Origin of the sequence: Elioraea tepidiphila DSM 17972 (assembly GCF_000378465.1) — a bacterium.
Lineage (GTDB): Bacteria > Pseudomonadota > Alphaproteobacteria > Acetobacterales > Acetobacteraceae > Elioraea > Elioraea tepidiphila.
In genome coordinates this window covers 310,538-328,873 of record NZ_KB899910.1, presented here as the reverse complement: position 1 = coordinate 328,873, position 18,336 = coordinate 310,538, and the positions used below count along the sequence as shown (strand labels likewise).

Sequence of the window (18,336 nt, the reverse complement as noted above, 5' to 3'; positions counted from 1 at the left end):
ATGGAACGCTGGGAGGACGAGGCGATCGTGCTCTCCGCCCGGCCGCACGGCGAGGGGCACGCGATCGTCGCGGTGCTGGCGCGCGAGCACGGGCACTGGCGCGGCCATGTGCGCGGCGGTGCGGCCTCGCGCGGTCGCGCGCTCTGGCAGCCGGGCAACGTGCTCGCCGTGTCGTGGACGGCGCGCATCGCAGACCAGCTCGGCCATCTGACCGGCGAGCTTCTCACCGCGATCGCTGCCGCCGCGATGGAGGACGCCTGGGCGCTCGCGCTGCTGGCCTCTTCCTGCGCGGTCGCCGAGGCCGCGCTGCCTGAGCATGAGCCGCACCCGCTCGCCTATACCGGGCTCGCGGCGCTGCTCGCGCGCATCGGCGAGGGCGCATCCCTCGCGGCCGACTATGTGCGCTGGGAGGTCGCGCTGCTCGCCGAGCTCGGCTACGGCCTCGATCTCTCGGCCTGCGCGGTGACGGGCCGGCGCGAGGGCCTCGTTTACGTCTCGCCGCGCACCGGCCGCGCGGTGACCGCCGAAGGTGCTGGTGCGTGGGCCGAGCGGCTGTTCGCGCTGCCGCCGTTCCTCACCGGTAACAGCCCGGTCATGCCGGGCGATGTCGCTGCGGGGCTCCGGCTCACCGGCCATTTCCTGGCGCGCGACGTGTTCGGGCTTGCGCACCGCCCAACACCCGCGGCACGGCTGCGGCTGGCCGAGCGCGCCGAGGCCGAACGCGCCTGACCTGCGCGCTTACCGACTTGCGCGGGCCGCGGAATGCCGCTTCAAGGCTGACAGCATGGCCATTCCGCTGACCGCCACGCTTCCGGCGCGGCGCGCGCTGCGCGCCGTGCTGCCCGTGCGCCTGCGGCGCGAGGCCGCGGCCCTGCACGCCGCGTTCGGCGTGCGCGGGCCGCTCTCGGTCGCCGCCGTGCGCCGAATCGTCCGCGCGGTCGCCCCGCACACCATGGTCCCGCCGGTCGGCATCGCCTTTGCCGCGCAACGCGCGGCTGAGGCGGCGCTCAGCGGCCGCGGAGGCGCGATCGTCGAGTGCGGCGTCTGGCGCGGCGGCACCAGCTTCGCGATGCTGCTCGCGCAGCGCGCCGCCGCCGGGAGGGTCGTCTGCCCGGTGCACATGCTCGACAGCTTCCAGGGCCTGCCGCCGGTGCAGGAGCGCGACGGCCCGCTCGCGCGCGCCTGGCAGGCGGGCGAGGCGCCCGACGATCCGGATGCGAACTGTCGCGCCGAGGAAACGGCGGTGCGCGCGGCGCGCGACCGGTTGGGTTTCGGCGAGGCCGAGGCGCCGATCCATCGCGGCTGGTTCAGCGACACGGTCGGGCCGCTTGCGCAACGCCTGCGCGCGGCGGGCGGCGTCGCCCTGTTGCGCCTGGACGGCGACTGGTACGACAGCACCGTCGAATGTCTCGAGGCCTTCCTGCCGGTGGTGCAGGAGGAGGCCCTGGTGATCATCGACGACTACTACGCCTGGGATGGCTGCGCGCGCGCGGTGCACGACACGCTCTCGCGCCACGACCTGGCCTACCGGCTCTGGACCGCACCCGGCGCGCAGGGCGTCTGGTTCGTCAAGCGCGCCGCACGGAAGAGCCTCGATGCGTTCTGATACCGTTCCGCCGCAGCGCCTGGTCTGGACGCCCGAGCTGGTGAACCGCTTCTGGGATGTCGTCGGCACGACCGCGCTCGAGGCGCACGCCTTCGCACGCATCGCCGGCCGGCTGTTCATCATCGCAGCTCGGGCGCATTTCACGCCGGGTGGGCGGCATCTCGATTTCGGCGCCGGCGACGGCACGCTGACCCGGCTGATGATCGAGGCCGGCTTCCCGACCGCCGCCTTCGAGCCCGCACCCGAGCGGCGCCACGCGCTCGAACGCGCGCTCGGCGGACTGCCCGGCTTCCTCGGCGCCGCGGCCGGGACCGATGCCCCCTATGACGCGGTGGTGATGGCCGAGGTGATCGAGCACGTCATCGACGAGGAACTCGACCCCGTGCTGCGCGCCGTCCACGGCTTCCTGCGTCCCGGCGGCAGACTCATCATCTCCACGCCGCATGCCGAGGATCTCGAGGCCTCGATGGTGTACTGCCCCGTCAGCAACCTGCTGTTCCACCGCTGGCAGCACGTGCGCAGCCTCACCCCCGAGAGCCTCGCCGGGCTGCTCGCGCCGCACGGCTTCCGGGTGATCGTGACCCATCTGGTCGAGTTCTCGAATTTCGGCTTCCTGCTGCCGCCGGAGCGCATGCGCGTGCCCGCGCCGCTGGCCGCCCTCTGGCGGCGCGTGCGCACGGCCCAACTCGCACGCCGGTTCCGCTCCGGCCGCCAGGTCACGCTCGGCGACCGGTCGCACATGCTCTGCGTTGCAGAGCGGATCTGACCCCGCCCTATCCGGCCGCGCGTGGTGCCAGGCCCGGCGCATAGACGGCGAGCGTCTCGTCCAGCATGCGCTCAAGCCCGTAGCGCTCGGCGACGAACCGGGGCCCGAGCGCGCGGGCGGCGGCGAGCCGATCCGGATCGGCGAACAGGGCGGCGAGCGCCTGGGCCAGCGCGGCCGGCGTCGGGTCGGCGAGCGCCGCCGGGCCCTCGCGCAGCGCCTCCTCGGTGCCGCCCGCCGCGGTCGCGATCACCGGCAGACCGGCGGCCTGCGCTTCCAGCACGACATTCGGCGTGCCCTCCCGCGCCGAGGTGAGCAGGAATGCATCCATCGCCGCGAGCGCCTCGGCCACGTTCGTCTCCGCCGGCAGCAGGTGCAGCCGATCCGCGAGGCCGGCCTTGCGCGCCGCCTGCCGCATCGGCTCGGCAAACGGTCCCCAGCCGATCACGGCGAACCGCGCCCCCGGGTCGCGCGCCGCGTAGGCGGCTGCCGCGGCCACCCAGAGCAGCGGCCGCTTCTCGGGATAGAAGCGGAACACGGATCCGATGAGCCGGGCCTCGGCCGGCACGCCCAGCCGCGCGCGCAGACGTTGCCGCGCGGTTGCGGCGGTCGCGGGATCGAGCGGCGCGAGGGCGATGCCGTTGCGCACCACGCCGATCCGGTCCGTCGCGACACCGAGCCAGTCGGCGTAGTCATGCGCGCCGGCCGCGCTGTTGTTGATCAGCCGCACCTCGGGTCGGGCGATCAGCACGCGGAAGGCCGGTCGCATCCACGGGGTCCAGAAGACGAAGTTGCGGGGCGAAACGTTCCGCCCCGACAACACGATGCAGGGCACGCCCGCCCAGGCGGCGGCGAGGCCGGCGCAGATCGCGGTCGAGTCCTGCCACGCATGCACCACCGCCGGCCGGTGACGCAGGATCGCGGCCGCCATGCGCCGCAGACGGGCGGCGGCCTGGCCCGGCAGGCGCGCGGAGAGACGCCGGACCGCCTCCGGCACCTCCGCCTCCGCCAGTACTTCGACCGCCACCGCGGCGTCGGCCAGCTCGGCCGTGAGCACGCCGGGGCGCCCGCCCTCGGATGGCGAGTCGAGCGCGACCACCACCCGCTCGACCCCGTGCGCCGCGCCTCGCCGCGCGAGCCCGACGGCGGTGTGGACGAGCTGCCGCTCCGCCCCGCCGGGCACCAGCGAGGCGTTGAACATCAGCACCCGGCCGGGCAGCGGATCGATCCCCGCGGCCGTCGCGCGTGCCGTGTCGAGCGCCGCCGCCAGCGCCCGTTCGGTCCGCGTGCCCGGCAGCCGGTCCCAGACGGTCGCCACGGCCGCGATCGCGGCACCGACCGCGGGGAGGCGGATCAGTCGGCGGCCGAGCACGGTGCGCAGCCGCGCGCGCAGGGGAGGGCGGGTCATCGCGGCGCGGTCTGCCGGAGCCCCGGCCCCACCGCAAGAGCCGCGCCTTGTTGCGGCCACGCCGCGCAGGCTTGATCGGCGCAGGATGGCCACGCGCATCTCCACCAGCCTGGCGGCGCTGCTTGCCGCGCAGGCGATCCAGGCGGCGACCACGCTGCTCGCGGCGCCGGTGCTGGTCGCCGGGCTCGGCCTCGATGGCTATGGGCTGCTCGGCATCGCGGCGACGCTGACGCTGCTGCTGGGCATTCTCGATGCCGGGCTGGCGGCCGCGCTGACGCGCCGATTCGCCGCCGAGGGACCGGAGGCGGGCGCGGCCCTGCTCGCCGCCGCCGAGCGGCTGCTGCTCGCCGGCGGATGCGTTGTGGTGCTGGCCGCGGCCGCGCTCGCCTGGCCGCTGTCGGGGCTGCTCGCCTCGCCGCTGCCGCGCGGCACGCTGGCGACCGCGCTGGCCCTCGCGGCCCTGGCCGGTGCCGCGCTCTGGCCGACCACGCTCTACCAGGCCGGATTGAACGGGCGCGGCCGCCAGGCCGAGGCGGCGCTGATCCATGCCGGCGGCACGATGCTGCGCTGGGGCGGGTCCGTCGTGCTGGTGCTCGGGCCGCTGCCGGATGTGCGCGCGGTGCTGGTCTGGCACGCGGTCGCCGCGCTCGGCTCGGTCGCGTTGCTGCGTCGGCGCCTGCGGCATGGCCTGCCACGCGCGCGCGCTCCGGTCGGCGGTGTGGGCGCCTATGCGCGCGACGTCTCGATGCTGGCGCTGGCGGGGCTGCTGTTCGCGGTGCTCGATCGGCTGGCGGGCGCCACCCTGCTGCCCCTCGCGGCATTCGGCGCCTACAGCCTGATCGCGCAGATCGCGCAGATGCTGGGCGTGCTGATCGTGCCGGCGCGCGCGGTCTGGTTTCCCCGCCTCTCGGCCGCGCTCGCCCGCAAGGACGCGGTCGAGGTCAGGCGCGCGCTTCGCGATGCGGTGCAGGTCGCCGCGATCCTGGTCGTGCCCTGGGCGGCCGTGCTGGCGCTGCTGCCGGGCACCGTGCTCTGGGCCTGGACAGGGTCCGGCGAGCTCGTCGGGCAGGCCGCGGTCGGGCTCGCCGGGCTCGCGACAGGCTGGGGACTGCATGCGCTCGCCTCGGCCGCCGCCATCTTCGACCTCGCGCGCGGGAGCATGCGGCGGGCGACGCGCCTGTCGGCGGCGGGCGCGGCGCTGCTCGCGGTGCTCGCGCCGGCGGGAGCGCTGCTCGGCGGCGCGGCCGGGCTTGGGTTGGCCGCGGGCGTCGCGATCGGCCTCTACGCGGCGGTCTATGCCGCCGCCCCGGCAGGGCCGCTCGGTGGGAGCACGCATCCAGGACTGCTCGCGGCGCTGCTGCGCACCGGCGGTGCGGCGGCCGCGCCGTCGCTGATCGCCGCAGTCGCGCCGCCGGCCCCGGGGCGGATCGGCGCCGGGATCGTCGTCTGGCTCGCCTGGCTCGGCGGCTCGGCTGCCGCCGCCCTTGTCTCACCGACCGGGCGGATGGCGCTCGCGGTCGCGGCGGACCGGCTCCGCCGCCGCGGCTGACCGGCATGATGCGCGCTTGTCCCCCGGCCGCGGACCGTGTTGATGCTGCCCTGCCCGGCCCGCCGCCATGACCGAGACGTCGACGAGTTCCCGCACCGTCAGCGCGCTGTCGCTGTTTGCCGCCCTGCTCGCCGGCGCGGCGGCGGCGCTCGCCGCGCTCGGGCCGCGCATCCTCGATGTCGGCGATGTCGGCTGGATGCTGCACGGCCCGCTCGGACCCGATCCGGTGGCGTACTGGTTGACCTGGACCTTCTTCCGCCGGTCGCCCTGGTCGTGGCCGCCCGGGCTCAACCCCGATTACGGGCTCGAACTCGCGAGCGCGATCTTCTACGTCGACATCGTGCCGCTGCTGGCGCTGCCGCTGAAGGCGCTCGGCGGTCTTGTCACGGTCGATCAGTACTGGGGACCGTGGCTGGTCGCGTGCGGCATGCTCCAGGGCGGGGTGGCGTGGCGGCTGATCGGGCTCGCGACGCAGGACCCGCTCGCGCGCGCGGCCGGCGCGGCGCTGTTCGCGTTCCAGCCGATGATGATCAACCGCATGGGCGGACATTTCGCGCTGGTCGCGCATTGGGTGCTGCTGGCGGGGCTGTATCTCTGCTTGCGCGATCCGGCGGGGCGCCGCCAGGGCGTCGCCTGGACGCTGCTGCTCGGCACGACCGCACTGATCAACGCCTATCTGCTGGCGATGGTGGCGGCGCTGTGGGGTGCGGATCTGCTGACGCGAGGGCTGCGGGACGGGCGGATTGCGCGACGTCTCGGTGAGGTCGTCGCTGTCCTCTCCGTGGTTGGTGCCGCGCTGTGGCTGAGCGGCTTCTTCAGCCTGAGCGGGCCTTTGAAGCCGCTCGGGCCGGGCTATGGCGAGACCGGGCTCGATCTGCTGGCGCCGTTCGATCCGGTCGAGTGGGGTCGGCTGCTGCCGACGCTGCCGACGCTGCGGCACTGGGAGCATGGCGGCTCCTATCTCGGCGCCGGGTCGTTGCTGCTGCTGGCGGCCGCGCTCGCCGCCTTGGCGAGGGGGCGGCTGCCCTGGCGCGCGGCCCTTGCGCGCCATGCGCTGCTGCTCGCCGCGCTGGTCGCGATGCTCGCCTTCGCGGTGACACATCGTCCTGCGATCGGCGGGGTGATGATCGCGGACCTTCCCTTGCCAGCAGTCGTGCAGCGTGTGGCCGATCTGTTGCGCGCCTCCGAGCGCTTCTTCTGGCCACTTGCCTATGCGGCGCTGTTCGGCGCGATCGCCGCGGTGGCGGCGCGCTGGGGCGGGCGGCGCGCGGGGCTGCTGCTGGCGGCCGCGCTCGCGCTCCAGCTCGTCGACATCTCGACCGGACTCGCGCGCTATCGCGCCCTCGTGGCCGATGCGCCGCGCGTGCCGGTCGAGCGTCTCGCCGATCCGTTCTGGGCCGAGGCGGCGCAGCGCTACACGCGCATCCGCGCGGTGCCGGCCGGCAATTTCGGCGCGAACTGGGAGGAGATCGCGCGTTTCGCCGCGCGGCACGGGTTGGCGACCGATGCGGTGTACCACTCGCGGGTGGACCAGGACGCGCTGCGCGCCCTGCGCATGGCGGTGGCCGCCGAACTCGACGCCGCGCGCTGGGAGGCGGGAACGCTCTACGTGCTGCGCGATGAGGCCACGCACGCGATCGTCGCCGCGCGCTACGATCCTTCGCGCGATCTTCTGCGCGAGGTGGAGGGGCTGCTCGTGTTCGCACCGGGTTGGCACATCCGATGAGCGCGCTTCCGCTGCGCGGCCCGGCGGTGTTCGCGCTGATGCTCGCCGTCGCGCTGCTCTGCCGCTGGATGGCCTTCGTGCCGGCGGTGATCGACACCGACGAGGGGCTCTACATGCTCCAGGCGCGCGAGTGGCTGCGCGGCAACTGGCCCTTCGTCGCCGTGTGGGACATGCATCCGCCGGGCGCGCCGGCGCTGATCGCGCTCGCGCTCGCCGTGCTGGGCGAGAGCATCCGCAGCGTGCGGCTGCTCGGCGCGATCTGTGTCGCCGTCACCGGATCGGCACTCGACGGGCTGGTCCGCGCGGCGGGTGGCGCACCTGCGCTCGCGCTGACCGCGGGGCTTGCCTATGTCGTGCTGACGCCGACGCTCACGGGGCTCGCCACCAACACCGAGATCCTGTTCGCGCCGTTCGTCGTCGGCGCGCTCGCGTTCGCTGCGCGTCTGGCCGCGCGGGCGCTCGATCGGGCGGCGGCGCCGCGCATCCGCGACCTCGTACCGATCGGGCTGCTGATCGGCTGCGGTCTGGTGATCAAGCAGGTGGTGGTGTTCGAGGGCTGCTTCGCCTTCGCGCTGGCCGTGCTGCTGCCGTGGTGGCGCGGCGTGCTGGATTGGCGGCGCGTGGCGGCGATGGCCGCCGCCTATGCCGTGCTCTGCGCGACGCCGATTCTGCTGCTCGGCCTGACGTATCTGCTGATGGGCGAGTTCGCGACGCTGTGGGACGCGCTGGTGCTCGCGCCGTTGCGCTACGGCTTCTCCCGGTTGAGCCCGGGTGTCGCCGCCTGGGTGGTGACGGCGGAGCTGCTGACACTCGCCGCGCCGCTGCTGCTCGCCGTGGTCGCGACGCTACGGCCCCTGCCTGAGCATCGCCGGCTGCTGGTCCTCGGGTGGTCGTGGTTCGCGGTGGCCGCCCTCGGCGTCATCGCGCCCGGCATGTTCTTCCGCCACTACTTCCTGATGCTGCTGCCACCGCTTGGCCTGCTCGCGGCACTCGGCGCGTGGCGGCTCGCGGCGATGCTGAGGCCGGAGCGCGTGCGGCCGGCGGTTTTGGTGCTGCTCGTTCTGCTCGCGCTCGATGCCTGGCGGATGGACGCGCCGGCGCGGATGCTGGACGGGCGGGGCCTCTACGAGCCCGATCCCGTGCGACGGGTCGCGGCCGCCCTGCGTCAGGCGGTGCCGCCGGGCTCGCCGGTGTTCATGCTGAACTACCACGCGGTGGTGCTGGTACTGGCGGAGATGAACGTGACCACGCGCTTCGCATTTCCCGCGCAGCTCTCCGGCCGGTTCTTCCGCACGCTGCCGGTCGATGCCGACACGGAACTCGCGCGCGTGCTCGACAGCGCGCCGGCGGCGATCATCATCGATCGCGGCTGGCTGCATACGCTACGCCCCGAGGCGATCGCGCGGGTGGAGGAGACGATCGCGGCACGTTACGACCTCGCCGCCAGCATCGCCGAGCAGCGCGGGCCGGTCGAGATCTGGCGCCGGCGCGACCTCGGCGACTAGGAGGCGGCGATGGACACGCTCGTACACCTGCTGTCGAAGACGCTCTGGTTCGTCGCCCGGCCGGGCACCTTCGCGCTTATCCTCGCGTGCGTGGGCCTGGTGCTGATGTGGCGGGGCCGGCGCTGGGGCCGCTGGCCTCTGCTCGCGGGCTTGGGCTTCTACGTCGTCGTCATTGCGACCCCGCTGGCACCCTGGATCGTCATGCCGCTCGAGGATCGGTTCGCCCGCCCGGCCGAGGCACCGATGCATGTCGATGGCGTGATCGTGCTTGGCGGCGCGGTCGATCAGAACCTCACCGAGGCGCGCGGCATCCCCGCGTTGAACGGTGCCGCGGAACGGATGACGGAGTTCGTCGCGCTCGCCCGCCGCTATCCCGAAGCGCGGCTGGTGTTCACCGGCGGGCAGGGCTCGCTGGTGCATGGGGGGCTCACCGAGGCCGATGTCGCGCGGCGCCTGTTCACCGCGCTCGGCCTGCCCGAGGCGCGCGTGACGTATGAGGATCAGGCGCGCAACACCTGGGAGAACGCGGTGTTCACGCACCGGCTGGTCGAGCCGCGCCCGGGCGAGACCTGGCTGCTCGTCACCTCGGCGAGCCATATGCCGCGTTCGGTCGGCGCGTTCCGGCGGGCCGGCTGGCAGGTGGTGCCGTGGCCGGTGAACTACCGCACCGGCCATTCGCTCGCGGCGCTCTACGACGCGCCGTTTCCCGACCGGTTGCAGATGCTCGAGTCCGGCCTGCGCGAGTGGCTGGGCATGGCGGTCTACCGCGCGCTCGGGCGCAGCGACGCGCTGTTTCCCGCGCCCTGATCAGAGCTCCAGCACGCGCCCCGGCGCTGCCCGGCCGCGCAGGAGATCCCAGAGCGCGAGCAGGTTGCCGCGGAAGCGTCCGAACCGATCGACATGCGGCTCGGGGGCGAGCGAGCGCACGGCGTTGATCAGCGTGTGCCGCGCGGCGGACGGGATCGCGTGGCTCCAGGGAAACGTGCCCTTGCGCGCGAGATAGACCGGGTTCGCGACCTGGCTGTAGCCGAGCCTAAGCCCGGGGGTGCGCGCCTGCTTCACGCCGAGATGCACGCCGCGCGCGCCCGCCAGCCGCAGGATCGTGCCGTGCCGGCCGAGGGCGCGGGTGAAGTCGATATCCTCGTACCAGGCATAGAGCGGCAGCGCCTCATCCACCCGGACGCCGTGCTCGCGCACCACCCGCATGCGCACCGCCATGTTGCAGCCATAGCCATTGAAGTGCGGCGTGACGGCGCGCGGATCGGCCGGTGGCGTGTCCGCGGCGAGAATCGCGCGGCCCTCTTCGACGCTGATCCCCGGCCCCTTGGCGCCGTCGGCGATCACCGTGCCGGTCGCGACCACGCAGTCGGGATGCGCCAGCATCACCGCCTCCAGTACCGCGAGATACGCGGGCGCGGCGAGGAAGTCGTCGTCGAGGAACAGCAGGATGTCGGCGTCGGTCGCATCGAGGATCGCGTTGCGCTGGCGCGGCAGCCCGGCCGTGGTGGTGAGGAAGATGATGTCCGGGCGCTTGGCCGGCAGGTCGCCCACGTCCTCCGGGCCGACATGGCAGACGAGGATCGCATCGGGCGCGCGGGTCTGGCGGCTGAGCTCGGCGATCGTCTCCGCAAGGATCGCGGGACGATTGCGCGTGGCGATGCCGACGGCGAGGCGCAGGGTCATGACCCCGCCTCACGCGCGACAAAGCCCGCGAGCCGGCCGCGGAACGTTGCCAGATAGTAGGCGACCTGGAGGTGGTTGCGCTTCAGCGCGGCGAGCACGAGGCCGCCGAGCGGGCGGATGAGGAACGGCAGCCAGATGCCGATCCCCGGCGCATGCCGGCGCAGCGCGACGCCAAGCCCCGCGCCGTAGAGCCGCGCGCGTTCGACCGCGACGGGGGTCAGCCGCTTGTCCGGGTGGACGATGCGCAGATCGGGATCGTAGAGCGCGCGGTGCCCGGCGCGGATCGCGCGCGCGACCAGGTCGTTGCCTTCGGCCGAGCCCCAGGGCGTGCCCGGGCCCATGCGCTCGTCGAAACCGCCGAGCGCCAGGGCAACCTCCCGCCGAAGGAACAGGTTGAACTCGATCACACTCGTCCAGAGATTCCTGAGCGTGATCGTGCCGCCGTCCGTGCGCCAGCGCCCCGAGCCGAGCCCGCCCTCGGGCGAGGCGGCGGGACCGGTCAGGACCGCGAGCGTCGGGTCGGCGAAGGCGGCGGCGACGCGATCCAGCACGCCCGGCGGCAGGATGCAGTCGTCATCGGGGAAGGCGACGATCGCGCCGCGTGCCTGCCGCAGGCCGAGATTGCGCGCGTGGTTCGCATGCGCGCGGTCGCTGCGCAGATGCGTGAGCGGCAGGCGATCGGCGAAGCGGGCGAGGATCGGCACCAACCGGTCATCGCCATTCTGGTCGACCACGATCACCTCGAGGTCGCCGCGGTCCTGCGCCAGCAGCGAGTCGAGCAGCACGCCGACATCCGCGTCGCGGCCGCGCGTGGCGACGATCAGCGTGAAGGCGGGCTCAGCCATGACGGAGATGCCGAGCGACGGCATCGCGCAACCCCTGGCGGAATGCGGCGGCCGAGAAGCGCTCGGCGTTGGCGCGGCACGCGGCGGGGCTGAACGCGCGCATCGCCTCGAACCGCTCGACCGTATCGATCAGCGCCTCGGGCGACTGCTCGTCGAACAGCAGGCCGGTCGGCGTATCGCTGTCCTCCGGCGTGCGCACGATGTCACGCGACCCGCCGCGGCCGAAGGCGAGCATCGGCGTGCCGCAGGCCTGCGCCTCGACCATGGCGATGCCGAAATCCTCCTCGGCGATGTGCAGACAGGCGCGCGCGTTCTGCATCAGCGCGACCAGCTCCGCCTTCGCCACATGGCCCCGGAAGGTGATGTTCGGCGCGTCACCGGCGGCGGCCCTGACCGCCGGCATCTGCGGCCCGTCGCCGACGATCACCAGCTTGCGCCCCGGCATGCGCCGGAACGCCGCGGCGGCGAGATCGACGCGCTTGTACGGCACCATGCGGGAGGCGATCAGGTAGAAATCCTGCTTCTCGGCGACCGGGGTGAAGGCATCGGTATCGACCGGCGGGTGCAGCACCTCGGCCTCGCGGCGCCAGACCTTGCGGATGCGCTCGGCGATGTAGCGCGAGTTGGCGAGGATCGCGTCTGGGCGCGCGGCACTCGCATGGTCCCACAGGCGCAAGCGGTGCAGCAGCCAGCGCGCGTAGGCGCCCTTGAGCCCGCGATCGAGCCGGGACTCGCGCAGATACTGCGCCTGGAGATCCCAGGCATAGCGCATCGGCGAGTGCACGTAGGAGAGATGCAGCGTGCCGGGCGCGGTGATCGCGCCCTTGGCGACCGCGTGCGAGGACGACACCACGAGGTCGTAGCCCGACAGGTCGAGGCTTTCGATCGCGAGCGGCATCAGCCCGAGATACATCCGGAACCGTTTGCGCGCGAAGGGCAGGCGCTGGATGAAGGTCGTGCGCGGCATCTTTCCGCCCAGGAACGCGCGCTCGCGGTCCGGCAGGAAGTCGCAGAGCGCATAGAGATCGGCCTCGGGCCAGACCGCGAGCATCTGCTCGAGCACCCGTTCCGACCCCGCATAGGTGTCGAGCCATTCGTGGACGATCGCGACCTTCATCGGAGATCCGTCGGCAATGTGTCGCGCAGCGCCTCGGCGGCGGCACGCCAGGTGTAGCGCGCGGCGCGCGCCTGCCCGCGCGCGCGCAGGTCGGCCGCGAGCCCGGGATCGTCGAGCAGCCGCGTCAGGCTCTCCACCAGGCTCGCAGGGCTATCGGGATCGAACAGCAGCGCGGCGTCGCCGACCGTCTCCGGCACCGCGCCGGCGCGGCCCGCGACCACAGGGCAACCGCACGCCATCGCCTCGATCGGCGGCAGGCCGAAGCCCTCATAGCGCGACGGGAACAGCAGCGCCGCGGCGTTCTCGTAGAGCGCGCGCAGCTCGGCATCGCTCACGCGGCCGAGCGCGACCGCGCCGGTGGCACCGCCGACGGCGCGGAACACCGCCGGGTCGGCCCGTCCCGCCACCGCGAGCACGAGGCCGCGCGCGGTCAGCATCGACGACGCCGCGCCGAGGGCGGCGAGGTTCTTGTGCGCCGCCCCGGTGCCAACCGCGAGCACGTAGCGCGCGGTCGTCAGCCCGTTGCGAGACAGGACCGACGCATCGGCGGGCTCGCGCAGGATGTGCTCCGCGCCCTCCGGCATCACGGCGATCCGCGCCGGATCAAGGCCGAGCCGTGCCGCGAGCCGGCCGCGCGAGAACGACGACACGGTGACGATGCGCGCGCCCATCCGCGCGAGCGCGCGGTGCAGCCTGCGGTACCAGGTGCGGAAGGCGAAGCCGTAGGACTCCGGCGTGTCGAACGCGCCGGCGTCGTGGATCACCACGGTCTGCCGCCCCAGCGCGGCGAGTGGGGCGGTGTTGCCCAGGCTCAGCAGCCAGTCGCCGCCGAGCGCGCGCGGCAGGTCGATCTGTTCCCAGGCCTGCCCGGAGAGGCGGCCGGTCGTGGCGGCGCGGAGCGACGTGCAGGCGGGCAGTGCCGTCCCCGGCGGCGCCAGTACGCGCGCCACCGGCCACGCCCCCTCGGCGGCGAGGGCATCGGCCGCGCGCATCACCTCGTGGGCGACCCGCTGCACACCGGTCACCGCCTGCGAGAGGAAGCGGCCGTTCAGCACGAGCCCGCTCATGCCGGCCCCCGCAACCAGTGGCGCGGATGAACCAGCGTGGCGCGCTCCTCCGCATCGAGCGCGCGCCAGCCGAGCACACCGACGCCCGCGAGCACGAGGCACCCCACGCCGACGGCCGCAACCATCGACGGCATCGCCGCAACCGCCGCGAGGCCCGCGCCGCCAGCCGCGAGGACCGGCGCGAGTCGTCGCAGGGCCACGGCCGCCGCCGGATAAAGGCGTGCCGCGAGCAGCATCCGGCCGAAGCACTCGACCGCGCAGCGCAGCGACCACGCGATCGCCGCACCCTCGATCCCGGCCACGAGCAAGAGCAGCACCGCGAGCGGCAACGACACCAGCGCCAGCCCCAGCGCGAACCGCGCGGTGACGTCCGGCCGGCCGATCGCGTCCAGCAGCGAGCCCGGGGCGAAGCCTGCGCAGCTGAACAGGATGCCGACCGCGAGAATGCGCAGCACGGCCGCGCCACCATCGGCGAAGTCGACGCCGAGCCACAGACGCAGCAGCGGATGCGCGAGCACGATCAGCACGACGCAGCCGGGCAGCACCAGTCCCGCGATCAGCAGCACGCCGCGCCGGAGCAGTGCCGCGGTCTCGGCCGGCATGGCGCGGAACGACGAGGCGAGGGCGGGCAGCAGCGCCTGTGCCACGGCCACGGGCAGGATCCAGAGCCGCATCACCAGGTCGAGCGGGGTCGCGTAGAACGCGACCGCGGTGAGCGAGAGCAGCGCGCCGATCAGGAACCGGTCGGCGTAGAGCGAGACCTGCGTCAGCACGCCCGAGAGGCTCATCCAGCCGCCGAGGCGGAGCAGCGGCCCGACGGCGCGCAGGCTGACGGCGCGGAGCGCGATGCCGGGCACGATGGGACGGATCAGCGCGGCATAGGCGATCGTGTTCAGCAGCCGCGCGCCCACCAGCGCCAGCATCACACCGGCGAGCGAGTCCCAGACCAGCAGCACCAGCAGCGGCCCGAGATAATACAGGACCGCAACGGGCATGGCGGCGAGATTGGCGGCGCGGAACCGCTGATGCGCGGCCAGCACGCCCCAGAGCGCAGCATTGACAACCACCAGCGGGGCGGCCGCGGCGAGAACGCGCAGGCCGGCGATCGCCTCGCTCTGAAGCCCTGCCGGCACGTTCAAGCCGCGCTCCACCAGCGCCGGGACGGCGAGCCACAGGCCGACCGCGAGCACGATGCTCAAGCCCAGCAGCAGCGCCAGGGCCGAGGCCACCAGCGCGCCTTCGCCCTCGCGCTCGCCGCGGCCGATCCGTTCGGCGAGCGTGCGCGTCAGCGCCGCGCCGAGCCCCAGATCGAAGACGCCGAACACGCCGACAAGACCGAGGGCCAGCGTGAACAGTCCCCAGCGCTCGATCCCCAGCGCCGCCACAAGCGGCGGGGTGAGCGCGAGCGCCACCAGCAGCGGCAGGCCGCGGCCGAGCATGTTCCAGACCACCCCCGAGACGAGGCGGCGCGTGCCGGCGCGCGCGGCGGCAGGATCGCTCATGGCGGCTGGTTAGCCGATCCCGGCCGGCGCGTCAGCGCCGGGCCGGGGGCGTACGGGCAGCGGCGGGGCGGCTCAGTAGGCGCCGCGCCGGCGCAGCACCGCGAATGGCGTGCGCAGCAGGATGCGGATGTCGTCGAGCAGCGTCGCCTCGGCGACGTAGCGCACATCGAGGGCGACGCGCTCGGCATAGGAGGTGTCATTGCGGCCGCTCACCTGCCACAGCCCGGTCAGCCCGGGCCGCACGGCGCGATAGTAGGAGGCGGCGGTGCCGTAGAAGGCGTTGAGCTCGGACTGCTGCACGGGGCGCGGGCCGACGAGGCTCATCTCGCCCTTCAGCACGTTGATGAGCTGCGGCAGCTCATCGAGCGAGGAGCCGCGCAGGAATCGGCCCACCGCCGTGATGCGCGGATCGCGGCGCAGCTTGCGGGTGGCTTCCCATTCGGCGCGGGCGGCCGGATCACGCTCCAGCAGTTCCGCGAGGCGGAGATCCGCGTCCTGGACCATGGAGCGGAACTTGAGGCAGCCGAAGCTCGCGCCGTCCCGGCCGACGCGGCGATGCGCGTAGAACACCGGCCCGCCATCGCGCGCGACCAGCAGCGCGATCACCGCCATCACGGGCGCGAACAGCACCAGCAGCAGCGCCGCACCGACGACATCGAGCGCGCGCTTGGCCGCGTCGCGCAGGAACAGGCGCGGCTGCGGCACCGGGCAGGCCGGGCCGACATCATTGGCGGCCGTGGCCAGCGGTGGCGCAGGGTTCGCCGGTGCAAGCGTCAGTTGCAGCGGCTCGATGGCAGCCATCGTCTGATCGGTGTTCACGACGTCCCGGGCTTCAGAAGAAAACATCACGTCTTCCCTTCACGACCGGCGCTTCGGCCGGCACGGTCGCGAGGATGCCGATGGGGCACGTCGGTATTCAGACGGAGTCGGGGCGGGATTGTGGCGGTGCAAAATGAAACGATCACGGGATGGCTGGCGTGGCTGGCTGCCGCGCTGATCGGGCTTGGCCTCGCCTTCGCCCTCCTGCCGGTCGCGTTCCTGCTGCCCGCGACGGGGCAGGACTGGCGCCTCGCCGGTGACATCGCCCAACACGTGGTGGCGCAGCGCTACTTCATCGCGAGCCCTTGGGGTTGGCCGCTCCTGGTCGCGCCGACGCTCGGCGCGGGCGGCACCAATATCGCGCTCGCCGACGGCATCCCCGTGCTTGCCTTGGCCCTGAAGCTGATCGCGCCGATGGGACCGGCGGGATTGCACGGGATCGGGATCTGGCACGCGATCGTTGTGGTGCTCCAGCCGGTTGCAGCGGTGTGGTGTCTGCGCCAGGCGGGCGAGCGGCAGCTCATGCCGGCGATCGGCGTGGCGCTGGCAGCCGCCGCCATGCCGGCCTGGCTGGCGCGGCATGGCCACGCGGCGCTGATGGGGCATTTCCTGCTGCTGCTCGCGCTCGGCACTTATCTGCGGCTGGTGCGTGGCTCGTCGGCCGCTGTCTGGGCCTGGGCTGTTGCGCTCTCGCTCTTGGCCCTGCTGACCCACCCGTATCTCGCGCTGATGGTGTTGGCGCTGCTGGCGGCGGTGCCGGTGACGCTGCTGCTCCGCAACGACGCCCGCTGGCGCGGCGCCGCCCTCGGCACAGCGGCCTGCGTGCTTGCCGTGGCGCTTGCGCTCGCAACGCTTGGCTATCTCGGTGCCGCGGGGGAGGGCGGCTATGGCCTCTACGCGCTGAACCTGCTCTCGCCGGTCTGGCCTGCACGGTCGGCATTGCTGCCGCTCGTCGCGGCCGAGGTCGACGCCACCGGCATGGGCGGCTGGGAGGGCTACAACTGGCTCGGCGCCGGGCTGCTCGCCGGGCTGGTGGTGCTGGCGCTGCGCCAGCGGGCGGCCGTGGCCGGCGCGGTGCGGCGGCACGCGGGGCTGGCGATCGCGCTCCTTGCGCTGACGCTGATCGCCGTCTCGTTCCGCGTCGGGTTGGGCGATCGGGTCGTGCTGGATCTCGGCCTGCCCCCCGCGATCCTCGACCAGTTCCGCGCCTCGGGCCGGTTCTTCTGGCCGGTCGGCTACGCCGCCCTGATCGGCATGGCGGTGCTGGTCGCGCGTATTCCCCGCACAGGGCCCGCCCTGGTGCTGCTGCTCGGCCTCATGCAGTGGGTGGACGCCGGGCCGAATCGCACCGCCCTCGCGTCCTGGGCGGCGCAGCGCCTCCCGTGGAGCATTGACGCGGCGACGCTGCGCCCGGCCATCGCCGAGGCGCGCACGCTGACGATCCTGCCGAGCTGGGGCTGCATCCCGCCCGAGGGCCACGCCACCCGCGAGCGCGTGCAGGAGCTGCTGCTGCTCGCCTCCGAGCGCGCCGTGCCGGTCAACACCATGCAGCTCGCGCGCTGGCGCGACCCGCCGCGCTGCACCGATGCCGCGACCGCCACGGCGCCGCTCGCGCCCGGTGAACTCCGCCTTGTGCTGCCCGAGGCCGCGGGGCTGCTAGGCGACGCGCCCGAGTGCCGCCCGCTCGGCGGGCTGATCGCCTGCCGCGGCCCCGGTTGAGGGCGGCTCGCTCGGCAGGTGCCGTTCGACCAGGTAGAGCGGACGGCCCTTGGTCTCGTTGAACACCCGGCCGAGATACTCGCCGATGATGCCGAGCGTGATCAGCTGCACGCCGCCGAGGAACAGCATCACCGTCATCAGGCTCGGGTAGCCGGCGACCGGGTTGCCGAACAGCAGCGTCTTCACCACCACCACCGTGCCGTAGACCAGCGCGATCGCCGCCGTGAGCAGGCCGAGATAGGTCGCGACCTTGAGCGGGGCGACCGTGAAGCTGGTGATGCCCTCGAGCGAGAGGTTCCAGAGCTTCCACCAGTTCCACTTGGTCCGGCCGGCCGCGCGCGGGGCGCGGTCGTACAGCACCGCACGCGATGGGAAGCCGACCCAGGCGAACAGCCCCTTCATGAAGCGGTGCTGCTCGCGCAGCGTCAGCAGCGCGTCCACCGCGCGCCGGCTCATCAGGCGGAAATCGCCCGTATCCTTGGGCAGGGTGACGCGGCCGCCGATGCGCTGCATCAGCCGATAGAAGGCGGCGGCGGTCGCGCGCTTGATCAGGCCCTCGCCGTGCCGTACCCGCCGCTGCGCGTAGGCGACGTCCACGCCCTCGCGCCAGGCGGCGACGAGGTCCGCGATCACCTCGGGCGGGTCCTGAAGGTCGGCGTCGATCACCACCACGGCCTCGGACCCGCGCGCGTGGTCGAGCCCGGCGGTAAGCGCGATCTCCTTGCCGAAATTGCGCGAGAGGTTGACCACCGCGACGCGGGGATCGGCGGCGCGCAGCGCCAGCATCACCGCGAGCGTGGCATCGCGCGAGCCGTCATTGACGTAGACCACCTCCCAGGAGAGGCCGATCGCGTCCATCGCCGCGGCGAGGCGGCGATGGAACTCGGGCAGCACCTCCTGTTCGTCGAAGGCGGGCACGACCACCGAGAGCGCCGGGCGCGCCGTCGCCTCCGGTCGTGCCGGTCCGATCGAGGGGATCGTTGTCTTGAGCATGGGCCTGTTCCGCGCGGACGCCCGCTGCGCCGCG

The 18,336-nt window shown here is 73.6% G+C and carries 16 protein-coding genes; 8 read left to right on the top strand and 8 right to left on the bottom strand.

Annotation, left to right across the window (positions count from 1 at the left end; genetic code table 11):
• Genes recO through F563_RS23660 form a run of 3 tightly spaced genes read left to right on the top strand, consistent with a single transcriptional unit; the run spans position 1 to position 2,372 of the window.
• The gene (gene recO, locus F563_RS0101500) at positions 1 to 729 is read left to right on the top strand and encodes a DNA repair protein RecO (protein ID WP_019012870.1); all 729 of its coding nucleotides are present in this window, start codon (positions 1 to 3) and stop codon (positions 727 to 729) included.
• Positions 730 to 784: 55 nt separating this feature from the next.
• A complete protein-coding gene (locus F563_RS0101495; protein ID WP_019012869.1) occupies positions 785 to 1,606 on the top strand; it encodes a TylF/MycF/NovP-related O-methyltransferase in 822 nt (273 codons plus the stop codon).
• Complete coding sequence (locus F563_RS23660) at positions 1,596 to 2,372, top strand: class I SAM-dependent methyltransferase (RefSeq protein ID WP_019012868.1); 777 nt, start codon at positions 1,596 to 1,598, stop codon at positions 2,370 to 2,372. The genes F563_RS0101495 and F563_RS23660 overlap by 11 nt, the downstream gene beginning before the upstream one ends.
• 7 nt (positions 2,373 to 2,379) lie before the next feature.
• Here F563_RS23660 and F563_RS24630 read toward each other — a convergent pair whose 3' ends face one another.
• On the bottom strand, positions 2,380 to 3,777 hold the full coding sequence (locus F563_RS24630; RefSeq protein ID WP_019012867.1) for a glycosyltransferase: 1,398 nt from the start codon (positions 3,775 to 3,777) through the stop codon (positions 2,380 to 2,382).
• Between the two features lie 85 nt (positions 3,778 to 3,862).
• On the opposite strand from F563_RS24630, the gene F563_RS0101480 reads away from it, so the two are divergent.
• The 4 genes from F563_RS0101480 to F563_RS0101465 all read left to right on the top strand — a co-directional run bounded on the left by F563_RS0101480 (position 3,863) and on the right by F563_RS0101465 (position 9,364).
• The gene (locus tag F563_RS0101480; protein ID WP_019012866.1) at positions 3,863 to 5,326 is read left to right on the top strand and encodes a lipopolysaccharide biosynthesis protein; all 1,464 of its coding nucleotides are present in this window, start codon (positions 3,863 to 3,865) and stop codon (positions 5,324 to 5,326) included.
• 67 nt (positions 5,327 to 5,393) lie between these two features.
• Positions 5,394 to 7,052, top strand: coding sequence for a DUF6311 domain-containing protein (locus F563_RS21180; protein ID WP_019012865.1), 1,659 nt, complete (start codon positions 5,394 to 5,396; stop codon positions 7,050 to 7,052).
• The gene (locus F563_RS0101470) at positions 7,049 to 8,557 is read left to right on the top strand and encodes a glycosyltransferase family 39 protein (protein WP_019012864.1); all 1,509 of its coding nucleotides are present in this window, start codon (positions 7,049 to 7,051) and stop codon (positions 8,555 to 8,557) included. The genes F563_RS21180 and F563_RS0101470 overlap by 4 nt, the downstream gene beginning before the upstream one ends.
• A gap of 9 nt (positions 8,558 to 8,566) precedes the next feature.
• Entirely contained in the window at positions 8,567 to 9,364 is a 798-nt protein-coding gene (locus F563_RS0101465) for a YdcF family protein (RefSeq protein WP_019012863.1), read from the top strand.
• Here F563_RS0101465 and F563_RS0101460 read toward each other — a convergent pair whose 3' ends face one another.
• The 6 genes from F563_RS0101460 to F563_RS21170 all read right to left on the bottom strand — a co-directional run bounded on the left by F563_RS0101460 (position 9,365) and on the right by F563_RS21170 (position 15,572).
• The gene (locus F563_RS0101460) at positions 9,365 to 10,240 is read right to left on the bottom strand and encodes a glycosyltransferase family 2 protein (protein WP_019012862.1); all 876 of its coding nucleotides are present in this window, start codon (positions 10,238 to 10,240) and stop codon (positions 9,365 to 9,367) included.
• A complete protein-coding gene (locus tag F563_RS0101455) occupies positions 10,237 to 11,085 on the bottom strand; it encodes a glycosyltransferase family 2 protein (RefSeq protein ID WP_035574399.1) in 849 nt (282 codons plus the stop codon). Before F563_RS0101455 ends, F563_RS0101460 begins: the two co-directional genes overlap by 4 nt.
• On the bottom strand, positions 11,078 to 12,202 hold the full coding sequence (locus F563_RS21175) for a glycosyltransferase (protein WP_019012860.1): 1,125 nt from the start codon (positions 12,200 to 12,202) through the stop codon (positions 11,078 to 11,080). Before F563_RS21175 ends, F563_RS0101455 begins: the two co-directional genes overlap by 8 nt.
• Positions 12,199 to 13,269, bottom strand: a complete 1,071-nt coding sequence (locus F563_RS0101445; protein ID WP_035574324.1) for a glycosyltransferase family 4 protein — start codon at positions 13,267 to 13,269, stop codon at positions 12,199 to 12,201. The genes F563_RS21175 and F563_RS0101445 overlap by 4 nt, the downstream gene beginning before the upstream one ends.
• Positions 13,266 to 14,771: a flippase gene (locus F563_RS0101440; RefSeq protein ID WP_019012858.1), complete on the bottom strand. Its 1,506-nt coding sequence runs from the start codon at positions 14,769 to 14,771 to the stop codon at positions 13,266 to 13,268. Before F563_RS0101440 ends, F563_RS0101445 begins: the two co-directional genes overlap by 4 nt.
• Before the next feature lie 72 nt (positions 14,772 to 14,843).
• The gene (locus F563_RS21170) at positions 14,844 to 15,572 is read right to left on the bottom strand and encodes a sugar transferase (RefSeq protein ID WP_084596353.1); all 729 of its coding nucleotides are present in this window, start codon (positions 15,570 to 15,572) and stop codon (positions 14,844 to 14,846) included.
• A 138-nt stretch (positions 15,573 to 15,710) separates the two neighbouring features.
• On the opposite strand from F563_RS21170, the gene F563_RS0101430 reads away from it, so the two are divergent.
• The gene (locus F563_RS0101430) at positions 15,711 to 17,309 is read left to right on the top strand and encodes a DUF6311 domain-containing protein (RefSeq protein ID WP_019012856.1); all 1,599 of its coding nucleotides are present in this window, start codon (positions 15,711 to 15,713) and stop codon (positions 17,307 to 17,309) included.
• Here F563_RS0101430 and F563_RS21165 read toward each other — a convergent pair.
• Positions 17,247 to 18,302 carry a glycosyltransferase family 2 protein gene (locus F563_RS21165; RefSeq protein WP_019012855.1) on the bottom strand — a complete coding sequence of 352 codons (1,056 nt, stop codon included), beginning with the start codon at positions 18,300 to 18,302 and terminating at the stop codon, positions 17,247 to 17,249. The genes F563_RS0101430 and F563_RS21165 overlap by 63 nt on opposite strands.
• Positions 18,303 to 18,336 lie beyond the last annotated feature (34 nt).

Excerpts from the sequence above, each read along its gene's own strand:
- recO (WP_019012870.1), top strand. The coding sequence starts at position 1 with ATGGAACGCTGGGAGGACGAGGCGATCGTGCTCTCCGCCCGGCCGCAC.
- F563_RS0101495 (WP_019012869.1), top strand. The coding sequence starts at position 785 with ATGGCCATTCCGCTGACCGCCACGCTTCCGGCGCGGCGCGCGCTGCGC.
- F563_RS23660 (WP_019012868.1), top strand. The coding sequence starts at position 1,596 with ATGCGTTCTGATACCGTTCCGCCGCAGCGCCTGGTCTGGACGCCCGAG.
- F563_RS24630 (WP_019012867.1), bottom strand. The coding sequence starts at position 3,777 with ATGACCCGCCCTCCCCTGCGCGCGCGGCTGCGCACCGTGCTCGGCCGC.
- F563_RS0101480 (WP_019012866.1), top strand. The coding sequence starts at position 3,863 with ATGGCCACGCGCATCTCCACCAGCCTGGCGGCGCTGCTTGCCGCGCAG.
- F563_RS21180 (WP_019012865.1), top strand. The coding sequence starts at position 5,394 with ATGACCGAGACGTCGACGAGTTCCCGCACCGTCAGCGCGCTGTCGCTG.
- F563_RS0101470 (WP_019012864.1), top strand. The coding sequence starts at position 7,049 with ATGAGCGCGCTTCCGCTGCGCGGCCCGGCGGTGTTCGCGCTGATGCTC.
- F563_RS0101465 (WP_019012863.1), top strand. The coding sequence starts at position 8,567 with ATGGACACGCTCGTACACCTGCTGTCGAAGACGCTCTGGTTCGTCGCC.
- F563_RS0101460 (WP_019012862.1), bottom strand. The coding sequence starts at position 10,240 with ATGACCCTGCGCCTCGCCGTCGGCATCGCCACGCGCAATCGTCCCGCG.
- F563_RS0101455 (WP_035574399.1), bottom strand. The coding sequence starts at position 11,085 with ATGGCTGAGCCCGCCTTCACGCTGATCGTCGCCACGCGCGGCCGCGAC.
- F563_RS21175 (WP_019012860.1), bottom strand. The coding sequence starts at position 12,202 with ATGAAGGTCGCGATCGTCCACGAATGGCTCGACACCTATGCGGGGTCG.
- F563_RS0101445 (WP_035574324.1), bottom strand. The coding sequence starts at position 13,269 with ATGAGCGGGCTCGTGCTGAACGGCCGCTTCCTCTCGCAGGCGGTGACC.
- F563_RS0101440 (WP_019012858.1), bottom strand. The coding sequence starts at position 14,771 with ATGAGCGATCCTGCCGCCGCGCGCGCCGGCACGCGCCGCCTCGTCTCG.
- F563_RS21170 (WP_084596353.1), bottom strand. The coding sequence starts at position 15,572 with ATGGCTGCCATCGAGCCGCTGCAACTGACGCTTGCACCGGCGAACCCT.
- F563_RS21165 (WP_019012855.1), bottom strand. The coding sequence starts at position 18,302 with ATGCTCAAGACAACGATCCCCTCGATCGGACCGGCACGACCGGAGGCG.